The organism is Corynebacterium sp. MSK012 (genome assembly GCF_030232435.1).
GTDB lineage: Bacteria > Actinomycetota > Actinomycetes > Mycobacteriales > Mycobacteriaceae > Corynebacterium > Corynebacterium jeikeium_D.
Map to the genome: position 1 here is coordinate 19,770 of NZ_JASPJU010000014.1, position 15,151 is coordinate 34,920.

Below are 15,151 nucleotides of genomic sequence, written 5' to 3' on the forward strand. Positions count from 1 at the left end.
CGCCGTCTCCTCTGTGGAGACCGGTGCCGAGGCCCGGTCCGCGAGCCGAGTCTCAGCGGCCCCGTCGTCCCGGACGTCCTTCGTCCGCAGGGCGTTGGCCCCGGTCACGGCGCTCGCGCTGGCGGGCACGTTGCTGTCGGTGCCGCAGGCGTCGGCCGGCGGCTCCGCCGGTCCGGCCGATCTCGGCGGGTTGGACTGGGGCGCGTGCCCGACCGCGGCGATGACCGCGCCGGGCACCGTGTGCGCGGACATCGACATGCCACGTGATTATTCCGACCCGGAGGGCGCGACGATTTCCCTCACTGTCAGCCGGGTTCCGGCGACGGGGGAGCGCCGTGGCGTCATCGCAGGCAATCCGGGCGGCCCCGGCGGCGACGCGTTGGGAATGTTCTCCGACGAGGCCGTGAGGATGCCGACCGCCGTCCGGGAGCACTTCGACCTCATCGCCGTCGAGCCGCGCGGCCTGGCCTGGGGCACCCCGCTGAACTGCAACGTGGCGGACATCCCGATGACGGGTCTGCTCTCCGGGCAGGTCGGCGCGATGTACGCCTCCTGCGAAGCCAATGAACCGGGATACGCGGCGACCATCACCACGGAGAACACCGCTCGCGATCTCAACCATGTCCGCGACGTGCTCGGCCAGGACGTCATGCACCTCTACGGCCTGTCCTACGGCACGGATCTGATGAGCACGTACGCGACCCTGTTCCCGGACAAGACGGGCCGGATGGTGCTGGATTCCTCGGTCGATCCTGCCGACCGTTACTTTCGGCTCGGAGACTCGCGCGAGCCGTGGCGCCGCGAGGCTCTCAACGCGATGTTCCAGTGGATCGCCGACCGTGACGACGAGTACGGCCTGGGCACCACCGCCCTGCAGGTGTACGCGCGCTGGTCGCAGCGCATCAACGAGGAGGTTGGCGCGCCGGGTCAGGTCTACCCGCCGCCGACGCAGGTGGGCGACGTGCCCGCCGCCTTCGCCGACGACCCGGAGGCGTTCATGCAGCTGGCCGACGGCGTTCTGCCCGTCGCGTGGCGCAGCCATTCCTTCGCGGCGAACCTGATGCGCCCCGGCGCCGGCAATCAGTCGGTGCTGCTGCAGCAGACCTTCGCGGCGACGTACTCGGAGAGCATGTGGCCCGACATCGCCGACGCCGTGGTCACCGGCGAGGTGGAGACCCCCGAACTACCCGAGGGCGTGACCCCGGAAGACATGATGGCGCAGACCGAGGCGATGGGAACCATCGAGCGGGCGATCATCTGCAACGACAACGTCACCGCCGCCGACCCGTCCCGCATTCCCCGCACGTACCTCGACCAGTTCACCGGCGGCGACATCTTCCGCCTCAACGCCGATGCGCTGTCGTCGGGGCAGCTATGCCTCGGCTGGCCGGGGCAGGGCGCTGCCGTGGAACTCAGCGGCGACGCCCTCGAGTCGAAGCCGCTGCTGCTCCACTACGACCGCGATGCGGCGGTGACCGGCACGGGCGGCCGCGCGATGCAGGCGGTCATGGGCGGCGAGCTCATCGAGCTGCCGGGCCACGGCCACGGCGTGCTCGTCGCCCACAACGACGCCGACGAGATCGCCAACGTCGTCGCCGCCCACTACTTGGGCTGACCGGTCATGCCGGGCTGACCGGTCCGAGATTGGGCCGGCTACTTGCCCTTCGCCTCGTGGCCTTTCTGCCACTCGCGCACGTCGTCGGAGTTCCGCGGGTTCAGCCCGTGGAGCTTCGCCGCCGGCACCGGCGCTTTGCCACGGCCCGCATAGCTGGTGAACGTGCCGCGCGCGGTACCGGTGAACTCCGCGCATTCGGCGACGGTCCACAGCTCGACGCCGGTGTCCTTGTCGATGATGCGAGGATTCATGCCGCCGGGACTAGTTGTGCGTGACGACGGCAAAAGACCCGACATGACAGTGCCACCGACTTGTTACCGACGCTGTATGAAACCGTGACGCGCGCACGCGGTCGTGACATGCCTGTGACGGATTTCGGGACGGATCCCGTCAAAAAGAAGAACACCCTCCGACGCTGGCCGGAGGGTGCTTTCACATGGAGGGGATGACGGGAATCGAACCCGCGTCTTCAGCTTGGAAGGCTGAGGTATTAGCCACTATACGACATCCCCATAGACAGAAATCCGGTTTAGATGCGCACTCGCCTCAACCAGACCGTGTCTTGGTACAAGGCATATTAACTCGTTAAAGCGCACATACAAAAATCGATGCCAGGTTTTTCTCGAAGGATTTAAAGAAAAGTGGCTGTGGCCGGGAAAAACAGAAAATGAAACTAAAGCAATATGGGGTATATGAAACAGGCGTATAGCCGTTGATTACACTGTCACACGACTCAACAAAGGGGCAGTCGTTTTAGGCGGCTTCTTTGGAGGGTCGGCCGACGAATGGAGTGTTTGCAGTAAACGAGGCCGCCAAAAGCAGTGCCGAGGTGATGCAAACGCCCTGTGATATGCATGGATTTCATGAAACCAGTAGTAGTTGGCAGGTTGGCTCTCGATGGCGTCGTAAAGCGTTTTCAGACAGAGTAATGGCCTGGTTGAACGCGTGGTTTTGTGATTTCGTTAATCGTCAGGTAAATCTATACGGGTCCGTTGTGGAAACGCGATTTCGCGACTATGAGGGCCCCGGTGCAGATGCTCCAAAGGGGTTTCTGCTAGGTTTCGAATGACGCATACGGGGTATGGCGCAGCTTGGTAGCGCGTCCGCTTTGGGAGCGGAAGGCCGTGGGTTCAAATCCCGCTACCCCGACCAGTATCACGGGCACTCCCGTGGTCTATGAATTAATCATCGAGTTGCAGGAGAGTGCACCAGTGAAGTCTTCCGTTGAGAAGCTCAATGAGACCCGAGTGAAGATTACCGTCGAGGTCCCGTTTGACGAGCTGAAGCCAGAGTTCGACAATGCCTACAAGGCACTGGCTCAGCAGGTCCAGATTCCGGGCTTCCGTAAGGGCAAGGCACCGGCAAAGCTGATTGAGGCCCGCTTCGGCCGCGGCCCAATCCTGGAGCAGGTGCTCAACGACATGGTTCCGTCCCGCTACGACGAGGTCGTTCGTGAGGAGGAGCTGAAGGTTATCGGTCAGCCTGAGGTTGACATCACCAAGCTGGAAGACGGCGAGCTCGTCGAGTTCACCGCTGAGGTCGACGTCCGTCCGGAGATTGGGCTGCCGAAGTTCGAGGACATCGCAGTTGAGGTTGACCCGCTGGTCGCCGACGAGGAAGCTGTTGAGGCTGAGCTGCAGAACCTGCTCGCTCGCTTCGGCACCCTGACCGGCGTTGAGCGCGCAGTTGAGAAGGATGACTTCGTCTCCATCGACCTGTCCGCCACTATCGACGGTGAAGAGCTGGAAGAGGCTTCCACCGAGGGACTGTCCTACCAGGTTGGCTCCGACGATCTGATTGACGGCCTGGATGAGGCTGTTGTTGGCCTGTCCCAGGGCGAGTCCAAGGAATTCACCACCAAGCTGGTTGCTGGCGAGCACGAGGGCGAGGACGCTCAGGTCACCGTTACCGTTCAGTCCGTCAAGGTCCGCGAGCTGCCGGAAGCTGACGACGACTTCGCTCAGATGGCTTCCGAGTTCGACACCATCGAGGAGCTGAAGGAAGACCTGGCACGCCAGGTCGAGAACACCAAGAAGGGCGAACAGGCTCAGCAGGTCCGCGACAAGGTCCTGGCTGCCGCAATGGAGCAGACCACAATCGCTCTTCCGGAGGGTGTTGTCAAGGAGCAGGTCGAGGGCCAGCTGCAGCAGCTGCTGGGTCAGTTCGGCGGCGACGAGAAGGTTCTGAACTCCATGCTGGAGGCCCAGGGCACCACTCGTGAGCAGTTCGACGAGGACTCCAAGAAGTCCGCTGAGGAAGCTGTTCGCACCCAGCTGTTCCTGGATGCACTGGCTGAGGAGATCCAGCCGGACGTTTCCCAGCAGGAGCTCACCGACCACATCCTGTTCACTGCTCAGTCCTACGGCATGGACCCGAACCAGTTCATCCAGCAGATTCAGCAGTCCGGCCAGCTCGGCAACCTGTTTGCAGACGTTCGCCGCGGCAAGGCTCTGGCCACCTCGATCCTGAAGGCTTCCGCCAAGGACACTGAGGGCAACGAAATCGATCTGAACGAGTACTTCGGTGAGGTCGAAGCTGAGGCTGAGAAGGCTGAGTCCGACAAGGCTGAGGACAACTCGGCTGAGTAAGCCCCGCCGTTAGCGCGACGCATTCCTTATGCTGCAACGCTTATAGCGAACAAGGGCCGTTCCTGAAACAAAGGGACGGCCCTTTTCGTTACCCTCTAGTGAACGACAAACTCGCACACGTACGAAGAAGGAGTACACAGATGAGCGATAACGCCCAGATGTCGACGAACACGGTTTTCGACAAGCTGCTCAAGGAGCGCATTATTTGGCTGGGTGAGCAGGTCGACGACGAGATTGCCAACAAGCTCTGCGGTCAGATGCTGCTCCTGGCAGCTGAGGACCCGGAGGCGGATATCTCGCTGTACATTAACTCCCCGGGTGGCTCCGTCACCGCCGGCATGGCCATTTACGACACCATGCAGTTTGTTCCGTGCGACGTGGCTACCTACGGCATGGGCTTGGCAGCTTCCATGGGTCAGTTCCTGCTCGCCGCAGGTGCTAAGGGCAAGCGTTACGCACTGCCGCACGCCCGCATTATGATGCACCAGCCATCTGCAGGTATTGGCGGTACCGCATCCGACATCACCATTCAGGCTGAGCAGTTCGCTGCCACCAAGAAGGAGATGGCTCGTCTGATTGCGCAGCACACCGGTCAGCCGGTCGAGCGCATTGAGGAAGACTCGGACCGCGACCGCTGGTTTACCGCAGCTGAGGCTAAGGAATACGGCCTGGTTGACCACGTCGTGACCGCTCTCAAGGACACCGCACGCTAAAAGCGGACAGTAGCGAATAATTAGAGGCGATTTAATCAACATGGAGATGAACAATATGCAGATGCCGCAGTCGCGCTACGTGCTTCCTTCTTTCGTGGAGCACTCCAGCTTTGGTGCTAAGGAATCCAACCCATACAACAAGCTCTTCGAAGAGCGCATTATCTTCCTCGGCTCCCAGGTCGATGACACCGCCGCTAACGACATCATGGCGCAGTTGCTGGTGCTTGAGGGCCTGGACCCGGATCGTGACATCACGATGTACATCAATTCCCCAGGCGGCTCCTTCACCTCGCTGATGGCCATCTACGACACGATGCAGTACGTGCGTCCCGACGTGCAGACCGTGTGCCTGGGCCAGGCTGCCTCCGCGGCAGCCGTGCTGCTCGCTGCGGGTGCACCGGGTAAGCGTGCAGCTCTGCCGAATGCGCGCGTTCTCATTCATCAGCCGGCTACCCAGGGAATCCAGGGCCAGGTTTCCGACCTGGAGATTCAGGCGAACGAAATCGAGCGCATGCGCAAGCTGATGGAGGAGACGTTGGCTCGCCACTCCGGTCGCACTGCAGAGCAGATCCGCAAGGACACCGACCGTGACAAGATCCTGACCGCTGAAGAGGCCGTCGAGTACGGCATCATCGACCAGGTCTTCGAGTACCGCAAGCACAACGCCTAAATGGGGACATGGTCTCTTTGGAGTGCTGCGCACTGGCCGTCGTAAAGCACCGGGCGAGATCGCGTGAAATTCGCCTCGCCCCTGGCGTGGAAGCCGGTATTTGCGCACACTCACGGTAGGCTGGTCTGAAGCAGTTATTGGCAACGAAGCGGAAAGGCGGCGGCGGGAGCCTCATGGCGCGTATGCAAGAAAGTGCGGATTTGCTGAAGTGCTCTTTCTGTGGAAAGAGTCAGAAGCAGGTCAAGAAGCTGATTGCCGGACCTGGTGTGTACATCTGTAATGAGTGCATCGAGCTCTGCAACGAGATCATCGAAGAGGAGCTCAACACCGGCGGCGAGGCAACTGGCAACGACGACCGCCTGCCGCGGCCGATGGAAATTCGCGACTTCCTCGATGAGTACGTCATCGGCCAGGACATGGCTAAGCGCACCCTAGCGGTAGCGGTCTACAACCACTACAAGCGCCTTCGTGCTGCGGAGACCAAGTCGGACAACGACGTCGAGCTGCAGAAGTCGAACATCCTCTTGCTGGGGCCGACTGGCTGCGGCAAGACTTACCTCGCGCAGACACTGGCTCGCAAGCTGGATGTGCCGTTCGCGATTGCTGACGCCACCAGCCTGACCGAGGCCGGCTATGTCGGTGAGGACGTGGAGAACATCCTGCTGAAGCTGCTGCAGGCGACTGATTTCGACGTCGAGAAGGCACAGCGCGGCATCATTTACGTCGATGAGATTGACAAGATTTCGCGCAAGTCCGAGAACACTTCCATCACTCGCGATGTCTCCGGTGAAGGTGTGCAGCAGGCGCTGCTGAAGATTCTCGAGGGAACCGTAGCCGCCGTGCCCCCGCAGGGTGGGCGCAAGCTGCCGAACCAGGAGTTCATTCAGTTCGACACCTCCAACGTCCTGTTCATCGTCGCCGGTGCGTTTGCCGGTCTGGAAAAGGTCGTTCAGGAGCGCGTCGGCAAGAAGGGCCTGGGCTTCGGCGCAGATGTCACCTCGGCTAACGACGAGGACATGAAGGATCCATTCCGCGACGTACTGCCGGAGGATCTCGTTCGATTCGGCCTGATTCCTGAGTTCATTGGCCGCCTTCCCGTTATCGCATCGGTCACCAACCTCGATGAGGACGCGCTGGTTCGTGTACTCACCGAGCCGAAGAACTCCCTGGTTCGCCAGTACCAGCACCTGTTCGACATGGACGGTGTGCGCCTTACCATCGACGATGAGGCACTGCGCGCCATTGCTGCCAAGGCGATTAGCCGCAATACCGGCGCCCGTGGTTTGCGCGGCATCATGGAAGAGATCCTGGTTCCCGTGATGTTCGAGGTACCAGAGCGTGACGACGTCGCGGAGGTCATTGTCCACAAGGAATGCATCACGGACGGTGCAGCGCCGGAACTCGTTGAACGCAGCGAGGATAAGAAGACTGCGTAAAGGTAGCTAAAAACCCGGTTAGAGTAGCCGCTCTAACCGGGTTTTTGATGTCTGTATGGAGCCCTAGTCGTCCATGCCGTAGATGTCGCGGTAATCCGGGGCATCGTCAGTAGTCAAGTCCTGAGTCTCTGGGTTGGGCTGATCGCCGTAGACCTCTGCGCCAAGCGCGGACGAGTTGGCGCCATGGGAGGCCAGCAGGGAAGTGTACGAGCTGCCCGGTTCGTTGCGAGGCGAGGACGTCAACAGGCTGGTCACAGTGTCCTGAGCGAACTCACGCAGCTTGTCCGACAACACTGTCGACTGCATTTCAATGCCGTAGAGGTTTTCAAAAGTCCGCTGGTGCAGGGTGGGGAAGGTGGCCAGCGACAGCACGAGAATATAAAGATCAAGTGCGGAAATATCAGTGCGGAATGCACCATAATCGCGACCGAGCAACAAGATGCGGTCAAACTCCAAAACAATTGGGCTCTGACCACCAAGCCCAGTCACGCCTTCTAGCGGCAGGACCGGATGTAGGTTTTCCTGGATGATGAACCGCACGGCGAGCGGGTTCGCCGAGAAGTAGTCATAGATAACACCGACCACATGCTGCAGGGCTTCCACCGGCACATTGGAGTGCGGGCGCAGGTCGTCGTCGTCAGGCCTTACGGTCTCCAGCACATGTGCCCACGTCGCCCTGTAGAGTCCCAACTTGTCACCACAGTGGTAGTGAAGCATGCGCTTGGAGACACCAGAGGCGGCAGCAATGGCATCCAAACGGGCATCTGCATACCCCTTTGCGGTGAATTCTTGAAGTGCTGCCACCAAGACTGCATGGGGGATTGCATCAGAGGAGCCTGGAGACTTCATGAAAATCCTTTGCTTGGACTAGAGGGCGACTACGGGGTTTTGGCTATCTAACGGGGGTGAAATTGCTCGGTCGCGGACTTCTTTCTAGTGAAATGAGTACATGACCGTAAGTCATGCCTAATGCTATCCGTTTTTCAGAATTGGCCTGAGCCCGTCGCCCCCGTCTGCGCCAATTCTGTAGTCGCATTAGAGTGGGCAGCGAATTGATTCTCTCTCGAGAAAGGCCTGAAGTGAACAAGACTCCCGTAAAGGTTGCAGTTACCGGCGCCGCCGGACAGATCGCTTACTCCCTGCTCTTCCGCATTGCCAGCGGTTCGGTTTTCGGCCCTGAGACCCCGGTTGAGTTGAACCTGCTGGAGATCACTCCGGCGCTGCACGCCACCGAAGGCGTCGCCATGGAGCTGTTTGACTCCGCCTTCCCGCTTCTGACTGGCATCAACATCACCGATGATCCGGCAAAGGCATTCGACGGTGCCAACGCCGCCTTCCTGGTCGGTGCAAAGCCGCGCGGCAAGGGCGAGGAGCGCTCCGCACTGCTGGGCGCCAACGGCAAGATCTTCGGCCCGCAGGGTGCTGCACTGAATGATCACGCAGCAGACGACATCAAGGTTCTGGTTGTCGGCAACCCGGCCAACACCAACACCATGATTGCCGCATCCCACGCTAAGGACATCCCGGCAGAGCGCTTCACCGCCATGATGCGCCTGGACCACAACCGTTCCCTGTCTCAGCTGTCGGAAAAGATTGGTGTTCCGACCACTGAGATCAAGAACATGATTGTCTGGGGTAACCACTCCGCAGACCAGTTCCCGGACATCACCTACGCCACCATTGCAGGCGAGAAGGTCTCCGACAAGGTGGACGCTGCGTGGGTCGAGCAGGACTTCATTCCGCGTGTCGCCAAGCGTGGCGCAGAAATCATCGAGGTCCGTGGTTCCTCCTCCGCAGCTTCCGCTGCCGCAGCCGCAGTTGACCACATGCGTGACTGGGTCACGGGTACCCCAGAGGGCGAGTGGGTCTCTGTCGCCCTTCCGTCCGATGGCTCCTACGGCATCGACGAGGGCCTGGTCGCTGGTGTTCCGTGCTACGCCAAGGACGGCGAGTGGGTTCGCGTTGAGGGCCTGGATCTCTCCGAGGTTCAGCGCGCTGGCATCGAGCGCAACGTCAAGGCACTGCGCGAAGAGCGCGAGGCTGTTAAGGACCTGCTGGTCTAAGAGCTGTTCAACGGCCGTTTAGAGGCGCTCTCTTGTGATGATTTCACAAGAGAGCGTTTTTATTTTGCGCGGTAATCGCGGTTTGGCTCGGAGCGGGAGAAAGGCTTGAATTAGGCGGTGTATAAGTCGCTGATGGCAGATATGGGTGGGGCGCAAGGGCCGTCGTAAAGCCCCTGGAAAACCAAATCCGGGCAAGGCGCTAAGATGTGACGCGTGACTGAGAACAACGTGGACCTAAACAGAGCAGATAAGTTGCCCAAGTCGTGGAACCCGGCTGACGTGGAGTCGGACCTGTACCAGGGCTGGGTAGACGCTGGCTATTTCGAGGCTGATCCGTCTAGCTCCAAGCCGGCTTACTCTATTGTGCTGCCCCCGCCGAATGTGACGGGTCAGCTGCACATGGGCCACGCACTGGACCACACTTTGATGGATGCGCTGGTGCGCCGTAAGCGCATGCAGGGCTACGAGGTGCTGTGGCTGCCGGGTATGGACCACGCGGGTATCGCAACGCAGACCAAGGTCGAGGCGATGCTGAAGGAGTCCGAAGGTAAGGACCGCTTCGATTATGGCCGCGAGGAATTCGTGGAGAAGGTCTGGGAGTGGAAGCACGATTACGGCGGACGTATCGGCAACCAGATGCGCCAGATTGGTGACTCCCTGGATTGGTCCCGTGAGCGCTTCACTCTGGACGAGGGCCTGTCCCGTGCGGTTCAGACGATTTTTAAGGAATTGTTTGACCGCGGCCTGATTTACCGCGCCAAGCGCATGGTCAACTGGTCGCCAGTGCTGCAGACTGCAATCTCGGATATTGAGGTCAAGTACGAGGACGCTGAAGGCGAGCTCGTGTCCTTCCGCTACGGCGATGGGGAAGACTCCATTGTTGTGGCGACGACTCGTGTGGAGACGATGCTGGGTGACGTGGCAATTGCCGTGCACCCGGAGGATGAGCGCTACACGCACCTGGTGGGTAAGGTTCTGGACCACCCGTTCCGCGAGGACCTGAAGATTCAGGTCATCGCCGATGACTACGTGGACCGCGAGTTCGGTACAGGCGCGGTGAAGATCACGCCGGCGCACGATCCGAATGACTTCGCCATGGGCCAGCGCCACGACCTGGATATGCCGGAGGTCATCGACACCACTGGCCGTATCTTCAACACCGGCACGCGTTTCGACGGCATGGATCGCGCGGAGGCCCGTACCGCGCTGACGGAGGCTCTGCGTGAGCAGGGGCGCATTGTCAAGGAGGTCCGCCCGTACGTTCACTCGGTTGGTCACTCGGAGCGCTCGGGTGAGCCGATTGAGCCGCTGCTGAGCTTGCAGTGGTTCGTTAAGGTCGATGAGCTGGCCAAGATGTCCGGCGATGCTGTTCGCGAGGGCGACACGGTTATTCACCCGGCTTCGCAGGAGCCGCGCTGGTTCGACTGGGTCGATGACATGCACGACTGGTGTATTTCCCGTCAGCTGTGGTGGGGCCACCGCATCCCGATTTGGTACGGCCCGAATGGCGAGGTCGTCTGTGTCGGCCCGGATGATGAGGTCCCGACGGGCGACGGCTGGACGCAGGATCCGGATGTGCTGGATACCTGGTTCTCCTCTGCGCTGTGGCCGTTTTCCACGATGGGTTGGCCGGACGCCACCCCAGAGCTGGAGAAGTTCTACCCGACATCCGTGCTGGTCACCGGCTATGACATTCTGTTCTTCTGGGTCGCGCGCATGATGATGTTCTCGACCTTTGCTGCCACCCTGGCTGATTCACCGCTGGGTAAGGGGCGCGACGGTCGTCCGCAGGTGCCGTTTAAGGATGTCTTCCTGCACGGTCTGGTCCGCGATGAGCAGGGTCGCAAGATGTCGAAGTCCCTCGGCAATGGCATTGACCCGCTGGACTGGGTCCGTGACTACGGTGCGGACGCACTTCGCTTCACGCTGGCGCGTGGCGCTAACCCGGGCTCTGACCTGCCGGTCGGTAATGACGCCGCTCAGAGCTCCCGTAACTTCGCCACCAAGCTGTTCAACGCCACCCGCTTTGCGCTGATGAACGGGGCCCACGTGGGCGAGCTGCCGGACCGCGACCAGCTCACCGACACCGACCGCTGGATCCTGGACCGCCTGGAACAGGTCCGCGCCGAGGTTGACGCTGCGCTGGATAAGTACGAGTTCTCCAAGGCCAACGAGGCCCTCTACCACTTCGCATGGGACGAGGTCTGTGACTGGTACCTGGAGATGACCAAGGTTGACTTCCCGCGCCTGAACGACGGCGAAACCATGACCGAGGAGCAGGCCGCCCGCGCCGCCTCCACGCGTCTGGTTCTCGGCCGCGTGCTGGATACGCTGCTGCGTCTGCTGCACCCGTCCATGCCGTTCGTCACGGAGACGCTGTGGAAGGCGCTTACCGACGGCGCGGAGGGCTTCGAGGACTCTCTGGTTATTTCCGCCTGGCCGGATGCCACCATGACCACCGACGGCGCTGCTGTCGACGAGGTTGCCGCACGTCGTATTGCCGATGCCCAGAAGTTGGTCACCGAGCTGCGTCGTTTCCGCAATGACCAGGGTGTGAAGCCGTCGCAGCGCGTGCCGGCACGCATGAACCTGGCGGATGCTGATCTGGCTGCTCAGGAAGAGATGATTCGTTCGCTGGCTCGTGCTGAGGCACCGGAGGATGGATTCACCGCTACCGCTTCCATTGAGGTGCGCCTGTCTCAGGCCACGGTTCTGATCGAGCTGGATACCTCCGGCACCGTCGACGTGGCCGCTGAACGCAAGCGCCTGGAAAAAGACCTGGCCAAGGCCGAGAAGGAACTGGCCGGCACCGAAAAGAAGCTCGGCAACGAGGCCTTCCTGTCCAAGGCTCCGGAGCAAGTCGTGGAGAAGATTAAGACTCGCCACCAGTTCGCACTGGAGGAGATTGACCGCATTAAGGCTCGTTTGGAGGGACTTCCGCAGGCATGACCGAACCACGGGATATCGAACCTCGGGGTGCTGAATCACACGATGAGATTGCAGGGGAGATTCGTTTGAATCTTGGCGGCGAGGACGATTCGGTGGCGCAGGAAGAGTCTGCGGTGCGAGAAGAGTCCACCGCAGCGCCTGAGTTCGAATTCGATCCGGCTGACTCCCAGATCGTCGAGGACCTTGAGCCTCGCGAAATCGCCGGTGTGATGGCCGATGACCGCATGCCCGATGACATGCGCCTCGGTGAGGTCTCCGTGTCCGAGGAAGGCCTGAGCCTGCCGGTCGATGTGGACCGCCCGGTCAATGAGCCGGCCCCGCTGGAGGCCACCGCCGAGGAGCTGCGTGAGCTCGCAGAGGTCGAAGCCGAGCTGGATCAGCGTTGGCCGGAGACCAAGATCGACCCATCGCTCGAGCGCATCGAGATGCTGATGGACATCCTCGGCCATCCCGAGCGTGCCACTCCGGTCATTCACGTTGCCGGCACGAATGGCAAGACTTCCACTGTGCGCATGATTGAATCGCTGGTGCGCGCTCTCGGTCGTCGCACCGGCCGCACCACCAGTCCGCATCTGCAGCTGGTTACCGAGCGCATCGCCATCGATGGCCAGCCCATTCATCCACGCGATTACGTGCGCATCTGGCGCGAGATTCAGCCCTACGTGGAAATGGTTGACGCCAAGTCCGCCGAAAAGGGCGGCCCGCAGATGAGCAAGTTCGAGGTCCTCACGGCCATGGCCTACGCTGCCTTCGCCGACGCTCCTGTCGATGTTGCCGTGGTGGAAGTCGGCATGGGTGGCACATGGGATGCGACCAACGTGGTGGAGGCCGACGTGGCAGTCATCTGCCCAATCGGTCTCGATCACACGGAGTACCTCGGAGATACCCTGGCTGAAATCGCTTCTGAGAAGGCCGGCATCATCAAGTCGCGGTGGAATAAGGACGACTTGCTCACGCCACCGGACAATGTCGCCATTGTCGGCGAGCAGGAACCGGAAGCAATGGACGTCGTTTTGCGACGTGCCGTGGAAATGGATGCCTCGGTCGCCCGTGCTGGGGTTGAGTATGGCGTCGTCAGTCATCAGCTGGCGGTCGGCGGGCAGAACCTGACGCTCAAGGGCCTGGCCGGCGAGTATGACGACATCCATCTGCCGCTGCACGGTCCGCATCAGGCGCGTAACGCAGCCACAGCACTGGCTGCGGTGGAGGCGTTCTTCGGCGCAGGTCCGGGGCGTCCGCTCAACATTGATGCGGTTCGCGAAGGCTTTGCGACGGTCGCATCGCCCGGCCGCCTGGAGCGCGTGCGCTCGACCCCGACGGTGTTCATCGATGCCGCCCACAATCCGCACGGTGCCCGTGCGCTACGCACGGCCCTCTCCGCTGAGTTCGACTTCCGCCGTGTCATCGGTGTGCTGTCGGTGCTGGGGGAGAAGGATGCTCGTGGGCTGCTGGTGGAGCTGGAGCCTTACTTCGAAGAAGTGGTTATTACCCAGAACACATCGCCGCGTGCGCTGCACTACGACGACCTGGCTGACCTCGCGGAGGAGATTTTCGGCGAGGAGCGCGTGCATCGCGTACCGACTCTGCCGTCCGCCGTTGAGCTAGCTGTAGCGCTGGCTGAGGAAACCGACACCGGAGACGGTATTGTCTCTGGTTCCGGTGTGATCGTCACTGGATCTGTTGTCACTGCGGGCGAAGCCCGGACACTATTTGGAAAGGACCCGCAATGAGCGAATCTCAGGCGAGCCAGCCACAGGGCAATGGCGCGGAGGATTACACCGCTGCCGACCGCGAGGCCCTGCGCGCCTACCGCGAGGGGCGTGACCTGAGTGAGGGCGGCAAGTATGGCCCGCTCGGTGCGGGACACGATCCGGCTAAGGACCCGCTGAAGGGTCTGCGCGGTGTTATGTCCGGCACGCTGATTATGCAGGCTATTTCGGTGCTGCTTGGTCTGACTGTGGTCACGCGCATTCCCGACGGCCAGATTAACCAGACCTTCTCGGTTACGTACATCACCATCCTGGGCTTGGCTCTGATTGCGATGGCCTTCCTGCAGAAGCAGCCTTGGGCACTGAAGGCGAACATTGTGCTGCAGGTCTTTGGTGTGCTGGCTATCTTCACGCACGTGTCTATGGGCGTGGTGGGTATTTTCTTCGCCCTGGTGTGGGCCTACATTCTGCATCTGCGGAAGAACCTCCTCCAGCGTATGGAGCGCGGTCTGTTGACCACCCAGCACTCGTAAGTCTCCCGCGCTCGTAGTCGCGACTTTCACCCCGCTGCACCACCACTCCGGTGCAGCGGGGTTTGTCATAGTATGATGCTCACCATGACTGAACGTACTCTTATTCTGATCAAGCCGGACGGCGTTTCCCGCGGTCTGGTCGGCGAAGTTATCTCCCGCATCGAGCGCAAGGGCCTGAAGCTGGTCGCGCTTGACCTCCGTGTTGCTGACGAGGCAACTGCGAAGGAGCACTACGCAGAGCACGTCGATAAGCCGTTCTTTGGTGAGCTGGTTGATTTCATCACCTCTGCACCGCTGGTCGCTGGTGTTATCGAGGGCCCGAACGCAATCGCTGCGTGGCGTCAGCTCGCTGGCGGCACCAACCCGGTTGAGGCCGCAACTCCGGGCTCCATCCGCGGTGACTTCGCACTTGAGGTTGCTAACAACGTTGTTCACGGTTCCGATTCTCCGGAGTCCGCTGAGCGCGAGATTGGTATTTGGTTCCCGAACCTCTAAACGTTGACGGTTCAGCATTGACCCGTGAGCGTTGAACTGGCGCCGAACTGAGCAAGCAATTGTTTGCCGGTTCGGCGCTTTTTGCTTGTCGACGACCGTGGGGCGGCCCTTCAGCGGGCTGCACGTGTGAATGCGGGCACGGGCTGCAAATGTGAAACTGTAGGAGTTTATGACACTTTCCGGCAATTTTTCAGGCCATTTCTGTCATAAACGCAGTCAGTAACTCGGATTGGCCCGCCGCCACCAATGTCGGTGCGCGCCACCTGCTCGATATGTGCGACAATGGACAGCAGCAGTAGTGCTCGGGAGTTCGCTCCGGTGGATGAGATATTCCGCCTGTGATCGCTGAATCCCTGAGTCAGCCGGTAGGCCTGCCAATA

Annotated in this window: 12 protein-coding genes and 2 tRNA genes; 11 read left to right on the top strand and 3 right to left on the bottom strand. The window is 60.9% G+C overall.

The annotated features are described in order from the left end of the window. Positions 1–94 precede the first annotated feature (94 nt). The gene (locus QP977_RS10050) at positions 95–1,615 is read left to right on the top strand and encodes an alpha/beta fold hydrolase (RefSeq protein ID WP_141764319.1); all 1,521 of its coding nucleotides are present in this window, start codon (positions 95–97) and stop codon (positions 1,613–1,615) included. Positions 1,616–1,653: 38 nt separating this feature from the next. On the opposite strand, the gene QP977_RS10055 is transcribed toward QP977_RS10050, so the two are convergent. Both QP977_RS10055 and QP977_RS10060 read right to left on the bottom strand, forming a co-directional pair. Next, complete coding sequence (locus QP977_RS10055) at positions 1,654–1,866, bottom strand: hypothetical protein (protein WP_048735147.1); 213 nt, start codon at positions 1,864–1,866, stop codon at positions 1,654–1,656. A gap of 186 nt (positions 1,867–2,052) precedes the next feature. Continuing rightward, positions 2,053–2,127 (bottom strand) — tRNA-Gly (locus QP977_RS10060). A 563-nt stretch (positions 2,128–2,690) separates the two neighbouring features. Here QP977_RS10060 and QP977_RS10065 point away from each other — a divergent pair. The 5 genes from QP977_RS10065 to clpX all read left to right on the top strand — a co-directional run bounded on the left by QP977_RS10065 (position 2,691) and on the right by clpX (position 7,022). Then, positions 2,691–2,767, top strand: a tRNA-Pro gene (locus QP977_RS10065). Next, positions 2,740–4,203 (top strand): trigger factor, encoded by a 1,464-nt coding sequence (tig, locus tag QP977_RS10070; RefSeq protein WP_083295680.1) that lies wholly within the window; start codon positions 2,740–2,742, stop codon positions 4,201–4,203. Before QP977_RS10065 ends, tig begins: the two co-directional genes overlap by 28 nt. A 140-nt stretch (positions 4,204–4,343) precedes the next feature. Continuing rightward, positions 4,344–4,916 (top strand): ATP-dependent Clp protease proteolytic subunit, encoded by a 573-nt coding sequence (locus QP977_RS10075; RefSeq protein WP_016422302.1) that lies wholly within the window; start codon positions 4,344–4,346, stop codon positions 4,914–4,916. 46 nt (positions 4,917–4,962) lie between these two features. Continuing rightward, entirely contained in the window at positions 4,963–5,586 is a 624-nt protein-coding gene (locus QP977_RS10080; RefSeq protein WP_369707172.1) for an ATP-dependent Clp protease proteolytic subunit, read from the top strand. Positions 5,587–5,759: 173 nt separating this feature from the next. Beyond that, entirely contained in the window at positions 5,760–7,022 is a 1,263-nt protein-coding gene (gene clpX, locus QP977_RS10085) for an ATP-dependent Clp protease ATP-binding subunit ClpX (protein ID WP_042388518.1), read from the top strand. A 63-nt stretch (positions 7,023–7,085) separates the two neighbouring features. Here clpX and QP977_RS10090 read toward each other — a convergent pair whose 3' ends face one another. Next, on the bottom strand, positions 7,086–7,871 hold the full coding sequence (locus tag QP977_RS10090; RefSeq protein WP_016422305.1) for a TetR/AcrR family transcriptional regulator: 786 nt from the start codon (positions 7,869–7,871) through the stop codon (positions 7,086–7,088). Positions 7,872–8,101: 230 nt separating this feature from the next. On the opposite strand from QP977_RS10090, the gene QP977_RS10095 reads away from it, so the two are divergent. The 5 genes from QP977_RS10095 (at position 8,102) to ndk (ending at position 14,771) form a co-directional block, all read left to right on the top strand. After that, a complete protein-coding gene (locus tag QP977_RS10095) occupies positions 8,102–9,085 on the top strand; it encodes a malate dehydrogenase (protein WP_016422306.1) in 984 nt (327 codons plus the stop codon). Positions 9,086–9,298: 213 nt separating this feature from the next. After that, positions 9,299–12,034: a valine--tRNA ligase gene (locus QP977_RS10100; RefSeq protein WP_187406470.1), complete on the top strand. Its 2,736-nt coding sequence runs from the start codon at positions 9,299–9,301 to the stop codon at positions 12,032–12,034. 224 nt (positions 12,035–12,258) lie between these two features. Further along, positions 12,259–13,764 carry a bifunctional tetrahydrofolate synthase/dihydrofolate synthase gene (gene folC, locus QP977_RS10105; protein ID WP_231367219.1) on the top strand — a complete coding sequence of 502 codons (1,506 nt, stop codon included), beginning with the start codon at positions 12,259–12,261 and terminating at the stop codon, positions 13,762–13,764. Beyond that, positions 13,761–14,276: a DUF4233 domain-containing protein gene (locus QP977_RS10110; RefSeq protein WP_049190860.1), complete on the top strand. Its 516-nt coding sequence runs from the start codon at positions 13,761–13,763 to the stop codon at positions 14,274–14,276. Before folC ends, QP977_RS10110 begins: the two co-directional genes overlap by 4 nt. Before the next feature lie 84 nt (positions 14,277–14,360). After that, complete coding sequence (ndk, locus tag QP977_RS10115) at positions 14,361–14,771, top strand: nucleoside-diphosphate kinase (protein ID WP_038629458.1); 411 nt, start codon at positions 14,361–14,363, stop codon at positions 14,769–14,771. The last annotated feature ends 380 nt before the right edge of the window (positions 14,772–15,151 follow it).